Raw genomic sequence first — 20814 nt, 5'->3', positions numbered from 1 at the left:
GGATTGATGCGATGAATCCAGACCTGCTGCCTGTGATCGTCGGTGTTGGCCAGATCAACGACCGCCCGGAAAATCCGCTGGAAGGCCGTGATCCCGTTACCCTTATGGCTGATGCCTTGCGCGCCGCTGAGGTCGATGCGGGCGCGTCCGTGCTGACGGATGCGGACTGGATCGGCGTAGTCCAGCAAATCGCTTTTCCCGAGATTGCCGACGCCAGCAGCCCGGTGGCTGCAGCGCTGGGTGCAAGCCATGTTGAACTGGTCCAGTCCAAGGGCCCGAACGGCGACAGCCCGATCCTGCTGCTGAACGAAGCGGCCAACAAGATCGGCGCGGGTGAGATCAGAATCGCCCTGGTGACAGGGGCCGAAGCCCTGCGCACCGCCGGTGCACGCAAGACGGCCGCCAGCGGCGGTCAGAAGGGCGACGCGCTGCGCGATGCCACGCACCGCGTGAAAGTGGGCTATGCCCAAAGCCACGGGCTGGTCGTGCCGACCGACGTCTACCCGCTTTACGAGAACGCCCTGCGCGCCTCGCTGGGGCAGACGCTGGCCGAAGGGCAAGCCGAGAGCGGCGAAATCTGGAGCCGCTTCTCCGAAGTTGCCGCCAGCAATCCCGCGGCCTGGATCCGCAAGCCCGTTTCGGCGGAGGACGTGATCACGCCCGGTGACAAGAACCGCCCCATCGCCTTTCCCTACACCAAGCTCCAGGTAGCCAATGCGGCGGTCAACCAAGGGGCCGGATTCATTGTCATGGCGGCGGGCGAAGCGCGCGCGCGCGGCATTCCCGAAGCCCAATGGATCTATGTCGGCAATGGCGCAGCAGCGCATGAAGCGAACTCGGTCTTGGCGCGCGACAGCTATGTCCATAGCGCCGGGATGGAAGTCTCGATCCTCAAGACGATGGAGCTTAACCAACTCTCGGTCGAGGATCTCGACGCGGTGGAACTCTATTCCTGTTTCCCCTGCGTGCCAAAGATGGCGCGCCGCGTGCTGGGTTGGCCGGTGGACAAGGCCGCAACGGTGTTCGGCGGGCTGACCTTCGGCGGCGGGCCGATTGGCAATTACATGAGCCACGCGGTCGCCTCCATGGCCCTGAAGCTGCGCGAAACTGGCGGTACTGGCCTGCTCTTCGCCAATGGTGGCTATGCCACGCACAACCACACCATCGCGGTCAGCACGCGGCCGATCCCGGCGGCGAGCTTCCCCCGCGCTTATGACTTCCAGGCCGAAGCCGATGCGAAGCGCGGTCCGGTGCCCGAACTGGACCAGGACTACACCGGCGCGGCGAGTGTTGAGAGCTATACCGTGTTCTACGACCGCGAAGGCCAGCCGCGTTCGGGCGTGGTGGTGGCGCGGACGGACTCAGGCAAGCGCACCCTTGCCCATGTCCCGGCGAGCGATGTCGCGACCATCGCCCGCCTGCAGGGCAAAGGCGCCGAGCCCGTGGGGGCGAGCGGGACAATTACCGCCGGCGAGCCCCTTAGAACCTGGCGTTTCGCCTAGTTGACCATCCCGGCGAGGCGGCCCTTGATGATCGCCTCTGCGTCCTTGACGATCCGGCTGACCAGCACTTCGCAGGTCGGCACGTCGTGGATCAGGCCCTGGATCATGCCGGCCGACCAGATGCCGTGATTGGTATCGCCAGTGCTCAGCCCTTCCCGGCCGCGCACGCCCTTCACCAGGTGGGCAACTTCCTCGAACGGCTTGCCTTCGCGCTCGGCGGCGACAACCTGCTGGCTGATCTCGTTCTTGGCAACGCGCGCGGTGTTGCGGAAGGTGCGGAAGATCAGGTCGGTCGAGCGTTCGTCATTCGCGACCATGGCATCCTTGAACGACTGGTGGATCGGGGCTTCGACCGTGGCCGTGAAGCGCGTGCCCATGTTGATCCCGTCCGCCCCCAGCGCCAGCGCAGCGGCAAGGCCGCGCCCATCGCCAAAGCCGCCGCTGGCGAGCAGCGGGATCTTGACCTTGTCAGCCGCTGCCGGGATCAGGATCAGGCCGGGAATGTCATCCTCACCGGGATGGCCGGCGCATTCGAAGCCGTCGATCGAGATCACGTCGACCCCGGCCTTCTCGGCAGAAAGGGCGTGGCGCACAGCGGTGCACTTGTGGAGGATCTTGATGCCGTGGGGCTTCATCATCTCCCACAGTTCGCGCACGGCCGGCGTGCCGGCGGTCTCCACGATCTTGACGCCAGAATCGATGATCGCCTGGGTATAGGCCTTGTAATCGGGCGGATTGATCGTCGGGAACACGGTCATGTTCACGCCGAACGGCTTGTCAGTCATCGACCGGCACCGTTCGATTTCGGCAGCCAGCGCCTTGGCATCGGGCTGGGTCAGGCCGGTCAGGATGCCAAGACCGCCAGCGTTGGAGACAGCACTGGCCATTTCGGCCACCCCAACCCACTGCATGCCGCCCTGGACGATCGGATGCTCAATGCCGAGCAGTTCGGTGATGCGGGTCTTGATAGCCATCGGAAGTCTCCCCCTCAGTAGGAACGCGGCAGGCCCAGCACGTGCTCGGCCAGATAGGACAGGATCAGGTTGGTGCTGATCGGCGCGACGGTATAGAGCCGTGACTCGCGGAACTTGCGCTCCACATCGTATTCCTCGGCAAAACCGAAGCCGCCGAAGGTCTGGACGCACATGTCGGCTGCGGCCCAGCTGGCCTCGCTCGCCAGCATCTTGGCCATGTTGGCCTCGGCTCCCGGATTGCCGCCGCTGTCATAGACCTGCGCGGCGTGGTGGACCATCAGTTCAGCGGCGCGCATCTGGGCATAGCAGCGCGCAATCGGGAACTGCACGCCCTGGTTCTGACCGATCGGCCGATTGAAGACCTTGCGATCCTTGGCATAGTCGCTGGCCTTCTGGATGAACCACTTGGCATCACCAATGCATTCAGCCGCGATCAGGATGCGCTCGGCATTCATGCCGGAGAGGATATAGCGGAAGCCCTGGCCTTCTTCGCCAATCAGGCTGCTTGCCGGGATGCGCAGGTCATCGAAGAACACCTCGGTGGTGGAGTGGTTCATCATCGTGCGGATCGGCTTGATCGTCATTCCGCTACCCACGGCCTGGCGCATATCAACCAGGAAGATCGAGAGCCCTTCGGTCTTCTTTGCCACCTGTTCACGCGGCGTGGTGCGGGCGAGCAGCAGCATCAGGTCGGAATGCTCGGCCCGGCTGGTCCAGATCTTCTGGCCGTTGACGACATATTCATCGCCATCGCGCACCGCGACAGTGCGCAAGGACAGCGTGTCCGTCCCGCTGGTCGGTTCTGACACGCCAAACGCCTGGAGACGCAGCGAGCCATCGGCAATGCCCGGCAGATAGGCGCGTTTCTGCTCTTCGCTGCCGTACTTCAGCAGCGTGTTCATGATGTACATCTGGGCATGAGCCGAGGCGCCGTTGCAGCCGGCGGCCTGGATCTCCTCCATGATGACGGCGGCGGCATCGAGTTTGAGGCCCGAGCCGCCGTAGTCACCAGGGATCAGCGCCGCGAGGAACCCGGCCCTGGTCAGCGCATCGACGAACTCCCCCGGATAGTCGCGGGTTCGGTCCTTCTCGCGCCAGTATTCGCCGGGAAACTCGGCGCAGAGCGCCTGCACTGCGCGGCGGATTTCGGCCAGGTCCTCGCTTTCGGTCATGCTGTCGTTATGCCGGAATGGCGTTGAACGGCACGCCCTTGTCGGGGCGGTGGTCCTGCGGCAGGCCCAGCACCTTTTCAGCGATGGTATTCAGCAGCACCTCGTCCGAACCCCCGGCAATGCGACCGGTCGGCGCGTTGAGCCAGCTGGTGCCCCAGTCTTCCTTCACATAGGCATGCGGATCGAAATCAAAGGCCTGGTTACCCTGCAGGTCCAGCGCCAGCTCCGACAGCTTCTGACGGCTGCGCACCGCAACCAGCTTTTGCAGGCTCCCTTCGGGGCCCGGCTGCATCCCGGCCTGCATCATTGCAAAAGCCCGACTAGTGATGCTGTCCAGTCCCGCACGCATTGCGTGGTTACGAGCGATTGCTGAACGGATACGACCGTCCCTCAGCGCCGGCTTGCCATTGATGGTCAGATCCTTGGCCGTATCGACGAACAGGTCGAGATGCGGACCAAACCCGGCACTGTCGGTGGCAATGTAACGTTCGATCATCAGTGTGTGCAGCGCCACACCAAAGCCGCCGCCCACCTCGCCCATGCGCTGGCTGTCTTCCAGCCGCACGGCATCGAAGAACACTTCGTTGACGTGGCTGTCACCGCCGGCAAGCTTGATCGGGCGGACTTCGACGCCTTCGGCCTTCATGTCGACCCAGAAATAGGTCAAGCCCTTGTGCTTTTCGACCGTCGGATCGGTGCGAACCACGATCACGCCGTAATCGCAGTACTGCGCCCAGCTGGTCCAGACCTTCTGCCCAGTCATGCGCCAGCCATTGCCATCGGGTTCAGCCTTGGTGCGCAATGCGGCCAAGTCAGACCCACCCGAGGGTTCGGAGAACAGCTGGCACCAGATTTCCTCACCACGCAGCGCCTTGACGACGCGTTCCTTCACCCAGGCACGGTCCTGACCATACTGGATCAGGATCGGGATCGGCATGCCCAGCGAAATGCCGAAATAGACGTTCGGCATGCCAAACTGCATTTCTTCGGAATCGAAGGCGATCTTGTGCATGTTCGACAGGCCTTGCCCGCCGATCTCGGTCTTCCAGTTGATACCGGCATAACCGGCATCATACTTTTCGGCCATGTACTGGCGGCCCAGCGCCAGGTCTTCCTCGACCGAGAGGTTCAGCTTGCCGCGCGCCTCACGCGAATACTTGGGCGCAACGCTTTCCAGCCAGGCGCGGGCCTGGGCGCGATAGGTTTCGATCTCGCTCATGCTGCTTCTCCCGTCAGTGCTTCAACCAGCAAGTCTTCCCAGAACAGCAGGTTGCCCTGCTCAATCGCCAGGCTCCGGGCCCGGCGCATATGGAGGTGAAGGCCCTGTTCCCAGGTCACCCCGATCCCGCCGTGGATCTGAACGCAGTCACGTGCGCAAGTGTCATAGGCTTCAGTGGCGGTCAGCCGCGCATCGGCGGCTGCAACCAGGAATGCATCTGTGCCGGCCACAGCCGCAGCATGAATGCAGTTGGCCCGAGCAATCTCGACCAGGCCATACATCTCGGCAATGCGGTGCTTGACCGATTGGAAGGCGCCGATCAGCTGGCCAAAAGCCTTGCGGGTCACGGCATAGTCGCGGGCGATGTGCAGCAACGCCTCGGCTCCGCCAACCTGCTCGTGCGCGGTAACTACTGCCATCCGGGCCAGCACTTCGCGCGCCAGGGTTAGCGCCGCCGCCCCCTCGGCCAGAACTTGCGCCGGAGTTCCGGCAAAGGTCAGGTCGGCATAGAGCCGGCTGTTGTCAAAGCTGGACACGGCCTTGCGCTCAGCCCCGCCCAATTCAGCAATGGCCAGCACCGGGCCATTCGCGCCGTTCGCCCAGACCAGTGCCAGCTCAGCCTTGATCGCACCGGGAACAGCCGGCTTCGAGCCGCTCAGCTTTCCTTCGACAAATTTGGTGGCCGGAGCTGAAGGCAGCGCATCGGTCCCTTCAGCAAAAGCCACTGCTCCGCGCGCCTCGCCAGCGGCGATCAGTGGCAGGTACTTCGCCGCAAGGTCAGCTTTGCCAGCCGCAACAAGCGCATGGGTCACGCCATAGCCGGGCGTCAGGAACGGCGCGCCGGCCGTCGCTGCGCCGCTTGCCTGGGCAACGAGGCCCAGTTCAACCAGGCCCAAGCCCAGCCCGCCGTGCTCTTCCGGCACGGCCAGCGCAGTCCAGCCCTGCTCCACGGCGGTATCCCAGAACGGGCCATCGTGTTCGCCAACCTGCTCGAGCAGTTTGAGCAGGCGGTCCTTGCTTGCCCGGGCATCGAGGACGCGGCGCGATTCGGTCGCGATCGCCTGCTGCCCCTCATCATAAAGAATTGACATATAAGGCCTTCCTATTAAATTCGGCTTGATCGCTGGAAGCCGCGATCATGCCGCGCACCGACGATTTAATCGATTGGTTAAACCGCCATGACAAAGCCCGCAAGCCGTTGCCGGAAGTCAATTTGGTGCATGACCTTTGTTCCGAATGTAAAGCACCCGTTGCGGCATAAAGCGCGAGGACTGCGATCACACATCGGTTCACCGCAACCGCGCCCCACACCCCCGCGTAGGCTATTGACCGATTGCCAACATTGCTCTGCCAGCGCGGTCGGGGGCGCAGTTGCGCTTTTAAGGAGTAACCTGATGCGGATCATCGATAACAAGCCGGCAGCCTTGGCGTTGCTTGGAATGGTGGCCCTGCCCCTCCCTGCCAGCCTTTCCGCCCAAACAAACAATGATCCTAATATCGTCGTCACCGGCGAGCCTCTGCCCGATATGAGCACATTGGTGCCGGGGCCGGAATTGAAGGGGGTCATCACCGCGCGCAAGGGCGACCGGATACGGATCACTGCACCCGACGGCACCAGCACGATGGTTGCAATCAACGAAACGACAGCAATCAAGGCCGGCAGCGGTCTGTTCGGGAGCAAGGGGCCAAAGCCAACCCTCGCCTCGCTGCTCAACGGGCTGCCGGTGACGGTCAAGACCGTGCAGGCCGGGCAAGTGCTGCTCGCCAGCCAGGTCAACTACAAGGCTGGCGATTTCAAGACCGCGATGATGATCCGCAATGGCACCGAGCAGCAGTTTGCCGAGCAGACCGCCGCCACCCAGGCGCTGCGCGGACGCATGGCCGATATCGACAATTACAATATCAAGGGCACGACCAACGTGTTCTTCGATACCGGCAAGTGGCAGCTCTCGCCTCAGGCGAAAATGGAACTGTGCAACGCCGCTGCTCAGGCAGAAGCGACAAGCAACGCTTTGCTGTTGGTGGTCGGATACACCGACTCGGTTGGCAGCGAGGAATACAACCAGACGCTCAGCGAGAAACGCGCCAGCAGTGTGATCAATTACCTGCAGCAAGCATGCCGCTGGAAGCCCTATCGCGTGCTGACCCCGACCGGCATGGCTGAAGCCGACCCGCTGGCCGACAATATGACCGAGGAGGGCAAGGCACAGAACCGGCGCGTTGCAGTGAACATCCTCGTCAGCAAGAGCGTGGACGGGCTGGAATAAGCGCGGGGGTGAGCGGCGCTCGCCCCTTGCCTTCGTGGCCACCGCACCCTAGCGGCTCCCCCAACAGCCGCTAGGAGTCGAACATGGTCCCCCGTTACGCCCGCCCCACGATGGTCGCGATCTGGGAGCCAGAAGCGCGTTATCGCATCTGGTTTGAAATCGAGGCTCACGCCACGCAGAAGCTGGGCGAACTCGGCGTAGTTCCGCCAAGCGGCGCCAAGGCGCTATGGGATTGGTGGGCAACGAACCCTGCGATCGACGTTGCCGCAATCGACGCGATCGAAGCCGTTACCAAGCACGACGTGATTGCCTTCCTCGACTGGGTTGCGCAGCAGGTCGGCCCCGAAGCACGCTTTATGCACCAGGGCATGACCAGTTCCGACGTGCTCGACACCACGCTGGCGGTCCAGCTGGCCCGCGCCAGCGACCTGCTGCTGGCTGACCTTGACGAGTTGCTGGCCGCGATCAAGCGCCGGGCGCTTGAGCACAAGTTCACCCCGACGATCGGTCGCAGCCACGGCATTCATGCCGAACCGACCACTTTCGGCAAGAAGCTGGCCGAGGCCTATGCCGAGTTCAGCCGCTGCAAGGTGCGCCTGCTGGCCGCCCGGGCTGAAGTGGCGACCTGCGCGATTTCCGGCGCGGTCGGTACCTTCGCCAACATCGATCCCTCGGTTGAGGAATATGTCGCTGAAAAGCTCGGCCTAACGGTTGAGCCGGTTTCGACCCAGGTGATCCCGCGCGATCGCCACGCCATGTTCTTTGCCACGCTGGGCGTGATCGCCAGCTCGATCGAACGCCTGGCGATCGAAATTCGGCACCTCCAGCGCACCGAAGTGCTCGAGGCAGAAGAATACTTCTCGCCCGGCCAGAAGGGCTCGTCGGCCATGCCGCACAAGCGCAACCCGATCCTGACCGAGAACCTCACCGGCCTGGCCCGCATGGTCCGCTCGGCCGTGACCCCGGCGCTGGAGAACGTTGCGCTGTGGCATGAGCGTGACATTTCGCATTCCTCGGTGGAACGCTTTATCGGCCCCGACGCCACGATCACGCTCGACTTCGCGCTGGCCCGCCTGACTTCGGTGGTCGACAAGCTGCTCGTCTATCCCGAACGGATGCAGAAGAACCTCGACAAGATGGGGGGGCTAGTCCACTCGCAGCGCGTGCTGCTGGCCCTGACCCAAGCCGGGTTGGAGCGGGACACCGCTTACCGGCTGGTCCAGCGCAATGCGATGAAGGTGTGGGAAAGCGACGGGCAGCTCAACCTGCTCGAGCTGCTCAAGGCCGATCCGGAAGTCACCGCCGCCCTCTCGCCAGCCGAGCTCGATGAGAAGTTCAATCTCGATTACCATTTCAAGGCGATCGATACGATCTTTGCGCGGGTTTTCGGCGAGTAACTTGCCCTTGTCCGGGTTCGCGCCTAGCATCGTCGGGCAAGGCACTGGCGTTGACGGAGACTTAGGCAAATGCAGGTGATCCGCACTGTTCTGCTGATCCTGATCACGATTGTGATCGTATCGTTTATCGCAATCAATTGGCAGTCGGTGCCGCTCAATCTCTGGCCGCTTGAAAATGGGATCTATCTTTACGTCGAATGGCCGGTCGGACTGATCTTCATTGTCGGCATCGTGCTCGGGTTCCTGCCGATGTGGCTGGTGCACAAGGGCGTCCGATGGCGGCTTAATCGGCGGATCGGCTTGATGGAAAACACCGTCAAAGCCAATTCGATGGGCCAGCCAAGCGCTTACGCGACGACCACACAACTCGAAGACGAAGCCGGTAAGGAACCCGTCTGATCATGTCGAACCCGATCTACCTCGCGCTCGATATTCCACAACTGGATGCCGCCGAAGCCCTAGCCCGCAAGGTCAAAGGCCATGTCGGCGGATTGAAGCTGGGCCTCGAATTCTTTTGCGCGCACGGCCACCACGGCGTGCACGAAATTGCCAAGATCGGGCTGCCGATCTTCCTCGACCTGAAACTGCATGACATTCCCAACACCGTGGCTGCGGCGATGCAGGCAATTCATGTGCTGGAACCCGCGATTGTCACGATCCATGCCTCGGGCGGGCGCGCGATGATGGAAGATGCCAAGGCCGCAGCCGGTGAACATACCAAGGTTGTAGCCGTGACCCTGCTGACCAGCCTTGACGAAAGCGACATGGCAGCCACCGGGATCGGTGGATCGGCAAATGATCAAGTGATGCGCCTCGCAGACCTGGCCAATTCGGCAGGGCTCGATGGAATTGTCTGTTCCGGCCACGAAGTCGGCGCAGTCCATCGGCAATGGAAGGATGGCTTTTTCGTGGTCCCGGGCCTGCGCCCGGCTGGCGGTGCGATGGGCGATCAGAAGCGCGCCGTCACCCCGCGCGAAGCCCGCGATGCCGGCGCATCGGTGCTGGTGATCGGCCGCCCGATCAGCCGCGCGGAAGACCCGGTTGCCGCTGCCCGCGCGATCGAGGCTACGCTTTAGCTTCGCGTTTGGTTCAGCCACGCGAAAGCTGGCGGGCTGCATTGCCACTGAACAAGGAGAACGCCATGAAATCGCTTCGATATGCCCTTGCCCCCTTGGCACTCATCTGCGCCCTGCCCGCTGCCGCGCAGGTTGCGCCGCCAGTGGCTCCAATCGTAGCGACTTCGACCTTGTTATCGCTGAACGCCGAAGCACGCTCTTTTCGCAAGCCTGACCTTGCTGTGTTCAGTGCTGGCGTAACCAGCCAGGGCAAGACTGCCGCAGCGGCGCTGGCGGCCAATTCCGCCGATATGAACCGCGTAATCGCGGCGTTGAAGGCCGCGGGAATCGCTGACCGCGACATCCAGACCAGCAACCTCAACATCAACCCGGTCTATCGGCAGCAAGTGGTGCGGAAAGATGGGCAGTTGGAAGAGACAGTCCCTTCGATTGTCGCGTATCAGGTCAACAATCAGGTGACCGTGCGCCAGCGCAAGCTAGCCGAATTTGGCAAGGTGCTGGATACGCTGGTCAATGCCGGGGCAAACCAGGTGAACGGCCCCAGCTTCGAACTGGATGATAGCGAAGCCGCCATGGACGAGGCCCGCACTGCTGCCATGGCAAAGGCCCGCCAGCGCGCGGAACTCTATGCCAAGGCCGCAGGACTGAAGGTTAAGCGGATCATTTCCATCAGCGAAGGTGGTGGCTACTCGCCCCCGGCACCGATGCTCTACGCCAAGATGGCCATGGCCGAGGCGGCGCCCACCCCGGTTGCTCCAGGCGAAGTTGCCTTGAGCGCGACTGTCGCGGTGCAGTTCGAACTGGCACCGTAAGCCCCGCCGCGTTAGGGGGCGGCAATGCCCGCCCCCAGGATCAAGCTCTGCGGCCTTACCGATAGCACCGCGCTCGATGCGGCGATTGCCGCGCGCGCCGATTTTGCCGGGTTCAATTTCTACCCGCCCTCTCCCCGGTTTCTGCCACCCGCAATGGCCGCCGAACTGGGTGCGCGCGCTGCAGGGCGCATTGGCCGGGTTGGCGTGTTTGTCGATGCCGACAATGCCGCCATTGCCGATGCGGTTGCGGCGGCCCGGCTCGACGCAATCCAGCTGCACGGCAGCGAGAGCCCGCAGCGCGCGGCAGAGCTTCGCACCCAATTCGGCCTGCCCATTTGGCGCGTGATTGGTGTGGCCAAGGCGGAGGATATTGCCCAGGCCACTGCCTATGTCGGGGCCGCAGATTTCATCCTGTTCGATGCCAAGACCCCCAAGGGCACCCTGCCCGGCGGGATGGGACTGGCGTTTGACTGGTCCCTGCTGGCAGGCCTGCGCATTGGCTTGCCATGGGGGCTGGCTGGGGGTCTTAATCCCGCCAACGTAGCCGAAGCCGTGCGGCTGACCGCTGCGCCGCTGGTCGATGCCGCATCGGGGATCGAAAGCACCCCTGGTGTAAAGGACCCGGCGCGCATTGCTGAATTCTGCGCCGCAGCGCGCAGCTGACAGCAAATCTAGGCCAGCGGACCGCTGGACAGCGCCCGGATTCCCTGCCAAGCGCCCTGGCATGAGCACGGCCAATTCCTTCCGCAACCAACCCGACGAGCGCGGCCATTTCGGCCAGTTCGGCGGGCGCTATGTCGCCGAAACCCTGATGCCGCTGGTGCTGGACCTGGAGCGTGAATACCGCGCCGCCAAGGCCGACCCGGCATTCCAGGCTGAATTTGATGACCTGCTGGAGCATTATGTTGGTCGCCCCAGCCCGCTCTATTTCGCGCCGCGCCTGACGGAAGAGTTGGGCGGCGCACAGGTGTGGTTCAAGCGTGACGAGCTGAACCACACGGGCGCACACAAGATCAACAACTGCATCGGCCAGATCCTGTTGGCGATCCGCATGGGCAAGACCCGGATCATCGCCGAAACCGGCGCTGGTCAGCATGGCGTCGCCACGGCAACGGTCTGCGCCCGCTTTGGCTTGCCCTGCGTGGTCTACATGGGCGCGACCGACGTCGCCCGGCAGGCGCCCAACGTGTTCCGGATGAAATTGCTGGGCGCCGAAGTGGTGCCGGTCACTTCGGGCGCGGCGACGCTGAAGGACGCGATGAACGAGGCGCTGCGCGACTGGGTCGCCAATGTGCACGACACATTCTACATCATCGGCACCGCCGCCGGGCCGCACCCCTATCCGGAGCTGGTCCGCGATTTCCAGAGCGTGATCGGCAAGGAGGCCCGCGCCCAGATGCTCGCGCGGACCGGCAAGCTGCCTGACCTGCTGGTTGCCGCGATTGGCGGGGGCAGCAATGCCATCGGCCTGTTCCATCCCTTCCTGGACGATCCCGAAGTAAGGATGCTCGGCGTTGAAGCGGCCGGGCATGGGCTTGAAAAGGAGCATGCCGCTTCGTTGGCGGGCGGTCGCCCGGGTATCCTTCACGGCAACAAGACCTACCTGTTGCAGGACGAGGACGGCCAGATCACCGAAGGCCATTCGATCAGCGCAGGGCTGGACTATCCCGGGATCGGGCCGGAGCATTCCTGGCTCAAGGAAATCGGCCGGGTCGATTACACCAGCGTGACCGATACCGAAGCGCTTGAAGGCTTCCAGCTGCTCTGCCGCACCGAAGGGATCATCCCTGCGCTTGAGCCGAGCCACGCCATCGCCGCCGTCACCAAGGTCGCTCCGACGATGAGCAAGGACCAGATCATTTTGGTTAACCTCTGCGGGCGCGGCGACAAGGACATCTTCTCGGTCGCGGAACATCTGGGGGTCTCGCTGTGAGCCGCCTCTCCTCCGCCTTCGCCAAGGGCCGCCCCGCCCTCGTCACCTTCGTGACCGGGGGCGATCCGACGCCTGCCGCGACGCCCGCGATCCTCGATGCGCTGGTGGCCGGCGGGGCCGACGTGATCGAGCTGGGCATGCCCTTCACCGATCCGATGGCCGATGGCCCGGCGATCCAGAAGGCCAACCTCCGTTCGCTCGGCGCTGGCACCCGCACCGCCGATATCCTGAAGATTGCCGCTGATTTCCGCGCACGCCATCCCGCAGTGCCGCTGGTGCTGATGGGCTATGCGAACCCGATGACGATCCGCGGGGCCGACTGGTTCGCCGATGCCTGCGCCCAGGCCGGGGTCGACGGCGTGATCTGTGTCGACATTCCGCCCGAGGAAGACCCGGAGCTGGGCCCGGCGCTCCGCGCCAAGGGCATTTCGCTGATCCGCCTTGCCACCCCCACCACCGATGCGGCGCGGCTGCCCGCGGTGCTGGAGGGTTCGTCCGGCTTCCTCTATTACGTCTCGGTTGCCGGGATCACCGGCATGCAGCAAGCCGCTGCCAGCGGCGTGGCCGAGGCCATGGCCCGGATCAAGGCCAAGACCGATATCCCTGTGGCGGTCGGCTTTGGCGTGCGCACGCCCGAACAGGCTGCGGCCTTTGCCAAGGTGGCCGATGGCGTGGTGGTTGGCTCGGCACTGGTCGATCTTGTCGGTGAACATGGGGCGAATGCTGCCGGACCTGTGCAGGAATTGACCGCGGCATTGGCGGCGGCGGTCCATTCGGCTAGGACTGGCGCATGAGCTGGCTCGATCGCGTTCGCAAAGCGCTGCCCTTCCAGGACAAGCGCGACACTCCGGACAACCTCTGGATCAAGTGCCCTTCGTGCAGCGAAATGCTGTTCACCAAGGAGTATGAGGAAAACCTCAACGTCTGTCCGCGTTGCGACCATCATGGCCGCATCGGCGCAGATGCGCGGTTTGCGCAATTGCTCGATCCGGTCTTCACGGTTCTGCCTTCGCCCAAGGTCAAGGAAGACCCGCTGAAGTTCAAGGATTCGAAGAAATACCCGGACCGGCTGAAGGCTGCCCGTGCAGCCAATCCCCATCCCGACGCCCTGACCAACGCACTTGGCACGATCGATGGCAACAAGGTGGTGCTGGGCGTGCAGGACTTCGCCTTCATGGGCGGGTCGATGGGCATGGCCGTGGGCGCGGCTTTCGTTGCCGGTGCGGACAAGGCGATCAAGGAAAAGTGCGCCTATGTGATCTGCACTGCCGCAGGCGGCGCGCGGATGCAGGAAGGCATCCTCAGCCTGATGCAGATGCCCAAGTGCACCGTGGCGATCCGCCGCCTGAATGCAGCAGGATTGCCCTATATCGTCGTGCTGACCGATCCCACCACTGGCGGCGTCACCGCATCCTATGCCATGCTGGGTGACATCCAGATCGCCGAGCCGGGCTGCCTGATCGGCTTTGCCGGCCAGCGCGTGATCCAGGATACGATCCGCGAAAAGCTGCCCGAAGGCTTCCAGCGCGCCGAATACCTGCACGAGCATGGCATGGTCGACATGGTGGTCCACCGCCGCGATCTGAAGACGCAGCTGGCGCTGGTGCTCGATTACCTGGGGGCCAGCAAGGCGGCCTGATTCCGGTGCGCGACTTCGCCACTTCCGAACATCCGCGCGTGCAGGCCCAGCTTGACCGGCTGGGGGCACTCTCGGTGCCCGATGGGCGGCTGGGGCTGGAAACGATCCGCGCCCTGCTTGCCCGCCTTGGCAATCCGCACAAGCGCCTGCCGCCGGTGTTTCATGTTGCGGGCACGAACGGCAAGGGCAGCACCTGCGCCTTTCTCCGCGCCATGCTGGAGGCGCAAGGCTACCGCGTCCACGCCACGATCAGCCCGCACCTGGTCCGCTATAATGAGCGCATTCGGCTCGCCGGCCACTTGATTGACGATGACCGGCTGGCCGATGTGCTGGGCGAAGTGCTGGACCTTGGCGCCGACCTTAACCCCAGCTTCTTCGAAGTGACCATCGCTGCCGCCTTTACCGAATTCGCGCGGGTTCCAGCCGATGCCTGCGTGGTCGAAGTGGGCCTGGGTGGGCGCTTCGATGCCACCAACGTGCTGGAGCAGCCCGCGGCCTGCGGAATTGCCGCGCTGGGGCTGGACCACGAACGCTTCCTGCTCGCCCCCGAACATGGCGTGCCGGCCGATCCGCTTGAGCGAATCGCCTTCGAGAAGGCCGGGATCGCCAAGCCCGGCGTGGCGCTGGTGACGCAGCAATACACGACCGGCATGACCAAGGCCGTGCTCGACCAGGCGATGAAGGCCGGGGCCCGCCCCGCTCTGCGGGGGCTGGACTGGTCCGCGGCCCTTGGTGAGCGCATTTCCTATCGCGACAGGCACGGTCAGCTCGACCTGCCGCTCCCGGTGCTGGCAGGCCCGCACCAGGCCGATAACGCTGCGCTGGCCGTGGCCATGTTGCGCCACCAGAACGCGCTGAACGTTTCGGACGAGGCGATCCGTGTCGGTCTGACGGCGGCCAGATGGCCGGCCCGCCTGCAACGCCTGAACGCCGGACCGCTGACCGGCACCCGTGAGGTCTGGCTGGATGGCGGGCATAACCCCTCGGCCGGCGCGGCACTGGCGCAGCATTTCGGCGACCGCCGCTTTCACCTGATCATCGGCATGCTGGAAAACAAGGACCCCGCGGCGCTGACCGGCCCGTTGGCGGCCAATGCCGCTTCGATCTCGGCCGTGCCGGTGCCGACGCACGAGTGGCATCCGGCGGCGGCCTTCGGCTCCGAAGCTGTTGCCTATCCGGATGTACCAGGCGCGCTCGCCGCCTTGCCGAAGGATGGCCTGCCCGTGCTGATTGCCGGATCGCTGTACCTGTCCGGCGAAGTCCTGCGGCTTAACGGCGAACTGCCGGATTAAGCCTTGGCTGGCGCCTCCGGCCCATCATCCTCGGTGCTGGGCTGGCGGATTGACTGGACCAGATAACCCTTGTTCCACAGCAGCCAGAGCAGCAGCATGCCTGGGATCGCGGCGATGATGGTGAAGCCCCAAAACCAGATCCAGCCCAGCTTCTCGGCTATGACCCCGGCCGGCGAAGCCAGCCAGGTCCGCCCGAAGGCTGCAAAGGATGACAGCAGCGCAAACTGGGTGGCCGTGTAGGCCAGGCTGGACAGGCCCGAAAGGTAGGTCGCGAAGACCGTCAGGCCGATGCCGCTGGTCACGTTCTCTGTCGCAATCGCGGCAACCAGCATCCAGTAATTGTTGCCGCTGATCGACAGGACCATGAACATCACATTCGAGAACATCATCAGCAGGCCCGAAATCAGCAGCGCGCGGCCCATGCCCAGCCATAGGATGAACGGTGCGCCCAAAGCCGAACCCAGGATCAGCGCGCCAAAGCCCCACAACTTGTTGGCGGAAACGTAATCAAGATCCGCGAAACCCAGATCGACGATCATCGGCGCCAGCATGGTCTGCCCCATGGCATCGCCAACCTTGTAGATCAGCACGAATCCAAGCACGAGAAACGCGCCATGCCGACCCAGGAACTCGCGGAACGGATTGACCACCGTTTCCAGCAGCCATTGCCCAGCACTGATGCCCTGCGCCTGGGCAAAGCGATCAACATATTTGCCCGGACCGGCAATCAGCGAGCCGATGATCGCGGGGATGATTGCAAAAGCCGTGAGGCCATAGCCCAGCGCCCAGCCCAGGCCGAGCCCTTCGCTGGAAGCGAGGTAAACCGTCCCGGCCCCGGCGATCAGGTTGCCGGTGCGATAGCCGAACTGGTTGGTAGCCGTGCCATGCGCAAATTCATCGTCTTCAAGAATTTCAATGCGGTAAGCATCGATCACGATGTCCTGCGTGGCGGAAAGGAAGGCCGTGACCACGGCCCAGAACACAAAGGGCCCAAGGTGGCCGGGTTGCGGATCGCTTGCCCCCAGCTGCCAGATCGAAACGAACAACAGCGCCTGCACCAGGTAAAGCCAGCTGCGGCGCTGGCCGAACAATCGGGTCAGCACCGGGATCGGGAGCTTGTCGACCAGCGGCGCCCACAGGAACTTGATCGTATAGGGCGTGCCCAGCGCGACGGCGAAGCCGATCGTGGCCGTATCAATGCCCACCTTGGCAAGCCAGAAGGTCATGGTCGCCACCAGCAGGGTTAGCGGAAAGCCGCTGGAAATGCCGAGCAGGAAGGTGATCAGCGGATTCTTGCGCAGGTAAGGCCGGAACGAGGGTATGCGGGTGGCGAGCAGGCCAAGGCCCAGCAGCACCCCGACAAAGATCACAAACCGGATCAGTTCGACCGACATTCAAACGCTCCCCACCAAAATCGCTTGCGACACTAGCGCGGTTTGGGTCTATTCCTAGCCTTGATGGCAACCGCATCCACAATACCGGGCAGCAGCCCAACCCCCGGCCAGCTTGCCCTGGCGCGGGCCATTGCCGATGGATGCACCCGGCCCGCGAGCGGCATCTCCTCGGTGCCCGCCAGCGTCTATACCGATCCGGCGCATTGGGCGCGGGAACAGGCGGCGCTGTTCGGCAGGCTGCCGCAAGTGCTCTGCCCTTCGGCGCTGCTGCCAGAAACGAACATGGCGGTACCGCATGATGCCACCGGGCGGCCGCTGCTGATTACCCGCGATGGCGATGGCGCGGTTCACGTCTTCCTCAACGTCTGCAAGCACCGCGGCACCCGGCTGGTCGAAGGGCAGGACGTGCAATGCGGCAAGCGGCTGACGTGCCCCTATCACGCCTGGACCTATGCCACCGACGGCCGGCTGCTCGCCCTGCCCCGGCCCGATACCTTTCCGGGCCTCGACAAGGCCGGCTATGGCCTGGCCGAATTGCCCAGTTGCGAGGCAGGCGGGCTGATCTGGTATGCACCGCAGGGAGAGGCCGATTTCGGTGATGCAATCACCCTTGGCGCCGATTTCGATGCCTTTGCCATGCGCGATCTGCACCTGTTCGCGCGGCGGACCCATGATGTTGCTTCGAACTGGAAGCTGATCATGGATGCCTTCCTCGAGAGCTATCACGTCGCCCGGCTTCATGCGGCGACTATCGGCCCGTTCTTCAAGGACGGGATCACCAGCGGTGACCAGATCGGGCCGCACCAGCGCAGCCTGGTCGCCCGCGCGGCCGAGTTGGACGGAATTGACCTGACCGACATGGCCGCGCTGCGTCGGATCGGGACCTTTGCCTATCAGCTGTTCCCGGCCACTGTCCTCGTCATCAGCCCGGATTACATCAACGTCATGGCGCTCTGGCCGCAGGGGCACGATCGCACCCTGGTCGAGGATTTCATGCTGATCCCGGAAGCCCCGCAGACCGACAAGGCCCGCGATCACTGGGAACGGAGCTGGAAACTGCTGGATGGCGGGGTGTTCGGCGCAGAGGACTTCCGCGCCGCCGCGCTGGGCCAACAGGGGCTGGCGACCGGCGCAGTGCCCGAACTGACGCTCGGCACGCTGGAAGGTGGGATCCGCCGGCTGCATGAAATCTGCGCAGAACAGCTCGCGCTTGCACAGCTGTAGCGCTGGGGCTTCGACAAGCTCAGCCAGAGCGGGTCTCGGGAAATCAGTTAAGCCCCGCTCGGCCTGAGCTTGTCGAAGGCCCTGCCCAGCGCTTCCCCCAAAGGCGTTCTGCCGCTAAGGCCGCGCCATGACCGATACCGACAATCCCCGTAATGGCGATCGCATCGCCAAGCTCCTTGCCCGCGCCGGCATTGCCAGCCGCCGCGAGGTGGAGCGGATGATCGCCGAAGGGCGGGTCAAGATCGGCGATGAGGTGGTGACCACCCCCAACACCGTGCTGACCAGCCTGAAGGGCGTGAGCGTCGACGGCAAGGCCGTGAAGGCCCCCGATCCGGCGCGGCTGTTCCTGTTCCACAAGCCTGCGGGCCTGCTTACCGCTGAACGCGATCCCGCTGGCCGGCCGACGATCTATACCGCGCTGCGCAATGCCCTGCCCGCCAATGCTGGCCGGGTCATGCCGATCGGCCGACTCGACTTCAACACCGAAGGCCTGCTGCTGCTGACCAACGATGGCGGCCTCAAGCGGACGATGGAACTGCCCGCCACCGGCCTGCCCCGCACCTACCGCGCCCGCACCTTTGGCGACATCACCCAGGAACAGCTGGAAGAGCTGATCGAGGGGATCGAGATCGAGGGCGTGCGCTATGGTCCGATCAACGCCAACATGGAGCGCAGCACCGGGCGCAACCAGTGGATCGAAGTGACGATCACCGAGGGCAAGAACCGCGAAGTGCGCCGCGTGCTGGAGCACCTCGGGCTGGAGGTCAGCCGCCTGATCCGCACCTCCTATGGCCCGTTCGAGCTGCTCGACCTGCCGCGTGGGCAAGCTATCGAAATCCGGCAGGTAGAGGTCGAACGCTTCATGAAGGGCTTGAAGGTGCCTGGTGAGGTCGCTGCGCCCCGCCCGGCGCATGAACAGGCACGGCTGCGTATCCGCGGCGATGGTCCGCGCAAGCCGGCTGCGCCGCGCTCTGCGACAGCCAGACCCTCGGCACGCAAGCCTGCTCCGCGCAAGCCGGGACCCGGCCGCAAATGAGCCTGCGGATCATTGCCGGGCAATGGCGGGGTCGCAAGCTGGCCGCACCAACGGGCGATGCCACGCGCCCAACAGCCGATCGGACCCGCGAAACACTGTTTTCGATGCTGGTCAGCCGGATTGGCGATTTTGAAGGACTGACGGTGGCTGACCTGTTTGCGGGATCCGGCGCGCTGGGGCTTGAGGCGCTGTCACGCGGCGCGGCTTCATGCCTGTTCGTGGAGCAGGATGCCGCCGCGCTACGGGCCCTGCGCGGCAACGTGGCCAACCTTCATGCCCAGCCCCAGACCGACGTCCGCGCCAGTTCGGTGCTGGCGCTGGGCCCGGCCAAGGCCCCGCTTGACCTGATCATGCTTGATCCGCCTTACCGCAGCGGCGCGGGCGAAGTGGCGCTCGACAAGCTGAATCGACTCGGCTGGATCGGCCCGGCTACCTGGGTCAGCCTGGAAACAGCCTATGACGAGTTGCCCCAGGTCAAGGGACTGGAAGCGGTTGCCGATCGCAAGGTCGGCAAGGCGCGGCTGACGCTGTTCAGGCTTTCGGCCTAGCTGCCAGCACCCCCAGCAGCGTTACCAGCCCCGCCGCGCTCAGCAGCAGGCCCGCCTGCGCGCCCATGTCGTGCCCCGAAAGCCACTGCGCTGCGAGCGGGGTCAGGGCACCACCGACGATCCCGCCGGCATTGAAGGCCACCGAAATCCCGCTGTAGCGCACCCCCACCGGGAACAGTGTCGGCAGCCAGCTTCCCAGCGGGCCGTAGACAAAGCCCATCACCAGCAGTGCGGCCGCGAGTGTCATGAAGATGATGACCAGCGATCCGGACGAGAGGCCCGGCCCGAAGGCCAGTCCCAGCACGACCGTGGCAATGGCGCCCAGCAGCAAGGTCCGCCCCGGGGTCGCCCGGTCGGCATGGATGGCCGCCAGTACGATCCCGAGCGCCAGGAAGCTATTGGCCCCCAGTTGCACCGCCAGGAACGTCTCGCGGCTATGGCCAAAGGTCGTGGTGCCCTGCGCCAGGGCATAGGCCGTGGCGAGGTAGAAGATCGCGAAGCAGGCGATCACCCCCGCGCTTCCGGCCAGCAGCGCACCCAGATGGCGCCGCAGCTCCCACAGCGGCACGGCATGCGGCGGCGCCTTGTCGAGCGCAGCCTTGAAAGCGGGTGTTTCGCCAATCCGCAGCCGCACCCACAGGCCGATCATCACCAGCACGGCGCTGAACAGGAACGGCAAGCGCCAGCCCCAGGCGTTGAATTCCGCATCGGTCCGCCACAGGCCAAGCAACAGGAACAGGCCATTGGCCGCAAGGAAGCCGACCGGCGCGCCCAGTTGCGGCGCGGCGCCAAAGCGCGCGGTCCAGCCCTTTGGCGCGTTCTCCACCGCCAGCAGGGCCGCCCCGCCCCATTCACCGCCCAGGCCAAACCCCTGCCCGAAGCGCAGCAGGCAGAGCAGCGCCGGCGCAACCCAACCCACCATCGCGTAGGTCGGCAGAAAAGCGATCAGCAGCGTCGATCCACCCATCAGCATCAGCGAGGCCACCAGCGTCGACTTGCGCCCGATCCGGTCCCCGAAATGGCCAAAGGCGATCGCCCCCACCGGCCGCGCGAAGAAGGCGATGCCAAAGCTCATGAAACTGAGCATCACTTGCGTGGTGGGGTCGCTGGAGGGGAAGAACAATGGCCCGAACACCAGCGCCGCCGCCGTCGCGTAGATGTAGAAATCATAGAACTCGACCGCCGTACCGACGAGGCTGGCGGTGAGGATGCGAGCGTGCTGGCGCAAAGGATGCATGGCGCAAACTGCTGCGGGGCAAAGCGGCGGGTGTCAACCACCGGGAAGCGCTTGCACCCGGCAGCGATGTTCCCTAGCCGTTCCGCGTGACC

The 20814-nt window shown here is 64.4% G+C and carries 20 protein-coding genes; 14 read left to right on the top strand and 6 right to left on the bottom strand.

Going from position 1 to position 20814, the window contains the following annotated elements; translation table 11 throughout:
- The first annotated feature begins 11 nt into the window (after positions 1 to 11).
- Positions 12 to 1502: an acetyl-CoA acetyltransferase gene (locus RQP55_RS00380; RefSeq protein WP_315608200.1), complete on the top strand. Its 1491-nt coding sequence runs from the start codon at positions 12 to 14 to the stop codon at positions 1500 to 1502.
- On the opposite strand, the gene RQP55_RS00375 is transcribed toward RQP55_RS00380, so the two are convergent.
- From RQP55_RS00375 to RQP55_RS00360, 4 genes are read right to left on the bottom strand one after another with little or no spacing between them, the layout of a single operon-like run.
- A complete protein-coding gene (locus RQP55_RS00375; protein ID WP_315608199.1) occupies positions 1499 to 2476 on the bottom strand; it encodes a nitronate monooxygenase family protein in 978 nt (325 codons plus the stop codon). The two genes, RQP55_RS00380 and RQP55_RS00375, sit on opposite strands and share 4 nt — an antisense overlap.
- A gap of 14 nt (positions 2477 to 2490) precedes the next feature.
- Positions 2491 to 3648 carry an acyl-CoA dehydrogenase family protein gene (locus tag RQP55_RS00370; protein WP_315608198.1) on the bottom strand — a complete coding sequence of 386 codons (1158 nt, stop codon included), beginning with the start codon at positions 3646 to 3648 and terminating at the stop codon, positions 2491 to 2493.
- A 7-nt stretch (positions 3649 to 3655) separates the two neighbouring features.
- Entirely contained in the window at positions 3656 to 4867 is a 1212-nt protein-coding gene (locus RQP55_RS00365; RefSeq protein WP_315608197.1) for an acyl-CoA dehydrogenase family protein, read from the bottom strand.
- The gene (locus RQP55_RS00360) at positions 4864 to 5958 is read right to left on the bottom strand and encodes an acyl-CoA dehydrogenase family protein (protein ID WP_315608196.1); all 1095 of its coding nucleotides are present in this window, start codon (positions 5956 to 5958) and stop codon (positions 4864 to 4866) included. The genes RQP55_RS00365 and RQP55_RS00360 overlap by 4 nt, the downstream gene beginning before the upstream one ends.
- A 303-nt stretch (positions 5959 to 6261) precedes the next feature.
- Between RQP55_RS00360 and RQP55_RS00355 the strand changes: the two genes are divergently transcribed.
- From RQP55_RS00355 to RQP55_RS00310, 10 genes are all read left to right on the top strand, one after another.
- Positions 6262 to 7134: an OmpA family protein gene (locus RQP55_RS00355; RefSeq protein WP_315608195.1), complete on the top strand. Its 873-nt coding sequence runs from the start codon at positions 6262 to 6264 to the stop codon at positions 7132 to 7134.
- An 83-nt stretch (positions 7135 to 7217) separates the two neighbouring features.
- Positions 7218 to 8531, top strand: coding sequence for an adenylosuccinate lyase (purB, locus tag RQP55_RS00350; protein WP_315608194.1), 1314 nt, complete (start codon positions 7218 to 7220; stop codon positions 8529 to 8531).
- Between the two features lie 75 nt (positions 8532 to 8606).
- Complete coding sequence (locus RQP55_RS00345) at positions 8607 to 8930, top strand: LapA family protein (RefSeq protein ID WP_315608193.1); 324 nt, start codon at positions 8607 to 8609, stop codon at positions 8928 to 8930.
- A gap of 2 nt (positions 8931 to 8932) precedes the next feature.
- Positions 8933 to 9607 carry an orotidine-5'-phosphate decarboxylase gene (gene pyrF, locus RQP55_RS00340; RefSeq protein WP_315608192.1) on the top strand — a complete coding sequence of 225 codons (675 nt, stop codon included), beginning with the start codon at positions 8933 to 8935 and terminating at the stop codon, positions 9605 to 9607.
- A gap of 65 nt (positions 9608 to 9672) precedes the next feature.
- Positions 9673 to 10419 (top strand): SIMPL domain-containing protein, encoded by a 747-nt coding sequence (locus RQP55_RS00335; RefSeq protein WP_315608191.1) that lies wholly within the window; start codon positions 9673 to 9675, stop codon positions 10417 to 10419.
- Positions 10420 to 10443: 24 nt separating this feature from the next.
- Entirely contained in the window at positions 10444 to 11082 is a 639-nt protein-coding gene (locus tag RQP55_RS00330) for a phosphoribosylanthranilate isomerase (protein ID WP_315608190.1), read from the top strand.
- Between the two features lie 61 nt (positions 11083 to 11143).
- Complete coding sequence (trpB, locus tag RQP55_RS00325; RefSeq protein ID WP_315608189.1) at positions 11144 to 12352, top strand: tryptophan synthase subunit beta; 1209 nt, start codon at positions 11144 to 11146, stop codon at positions 12350 to 12352.
- Complete coding sequence (gene trpA / locus RQP55_RS00320) at positions 12349 to 13146, top strand: tryptophan synthase subunit alpha (RefSeq protein WP_315608188.1); 798 nt, start codon at positions 12349 to 12351, stop codon at positions 13144 to 13146. The genes trpB and trpA overlap by 4 nt, the downstream gene beginning before the upstream one ends.
- Complete coding sequence (gene accD, locus RQP55_RS00315) at positions 13143 to 13991, top strand: acetyl-CoA carboxylase, carboxyltransferase subunit beta (RefSeq protein ID WP_315608187.1); 849 nt, start codon at positions 13143 to 13145, stop codon at positions 13989 to 13991. Before trpA ends, accD begins: the two co-directional genes overlap by 4 nt.
- A 5-nt stretch (positions 13992 to 13996) precedes the next feature.
- Entirely contained in the window at positions 13997 to 15283 is a 1287-nt protein-coding gene (locus tag RQP55_RS00310) for a folylpolyglutamate synthase/dihydrofolate synthase family protein (RefSeq protein ID WP_315608186.1), read from the top strand.
- Here the strand turns inward: RQP55_RS00310 and RQP55_RS00305 are convergent.
- Positions 15280 to 16677, bottom strand: a complete 1398-nt coding sequence (locus RQP55_RS00305) for an AmpG family muropeptide MFS transporter (protein WP_315608185.1) — start codon at positions 16675 to 16677, stop codon at positions 15280 to 15282. The two genes, RQP55_RS00310 and RQP55_RS00305, sit on opposite strands and share 4 nt — an antisense overlap.
- A 63-nt stretch (positions 16678 to 16740) precedes the next feature.
- On the opposite strand from RQP55_RS00305, the gene RQP55_RS00300 reads away from it, so the two are divergent.
- From RQP55_RS00300 to rsmD, 3 genes are all read left to right on the top strand, one after another.
- A complete protein-coding gene (locus RQP55_RS00300) occupies positions 16741 to 17901 on the top strand; it encodes an aromatic ring-hydroxylating dioxygenase subunit alpha (protein ID WP_315608184.1) in 1161 nt (386 codons plus the stop codon).
- 127 nt (positions 17902 to 18028) lie between these two features.
- Positions 18029 to 18937, top strand: coding sequence for a pseudouridine synthase (locus tag RQP55_RS00295; protein ID WP_315608183.1), 909 nt, complete (start codon positions 18029 to 18031; stop codon positions 18935 to 18937).
- A gap of 2 nt (positions 18938 to 18939) precedes the next feature.
- A complete protein-coding gene (gene rsmD, locus RQP55_RS00290) occupies positions 18940 to 19485 on the top strand; it encodes a 16S rRNA (guanine(966)-N(2))-methyltransferase RsmD (protein ID WP_410000253.1) in 546 nt (181 codons plus the stop codon).
- Here rsmD and RQP55_RS00285 read toward each other — a convergent pair.
- Entirely contained in the window at positions 19469 to 20722 is a 1254-nt protein-coding gene (locus RQP55_RS00285) for an MFS transporter (protein WP_315608181.1), read from the bottom strand. The genes rsmD and RQP55_RS00285 overlap by 17 nt on opposite strands.
- Positions 20723 to 20814: the final 92 nt, after the last annotated feature.

This window comes from Novosphingobium sp. APW14, from assembly GCF_032337075.1.
Taxonomy (GTDB): domain Bacteria; phylum Pseudomonadota; class Alphaproteobacteria; order Sphingomonadales; family Sphingomonadaceae; genus Novosphingobium.
This window is presented reverse-complemented; position numbering and strand designations above follow the sequence as displayed.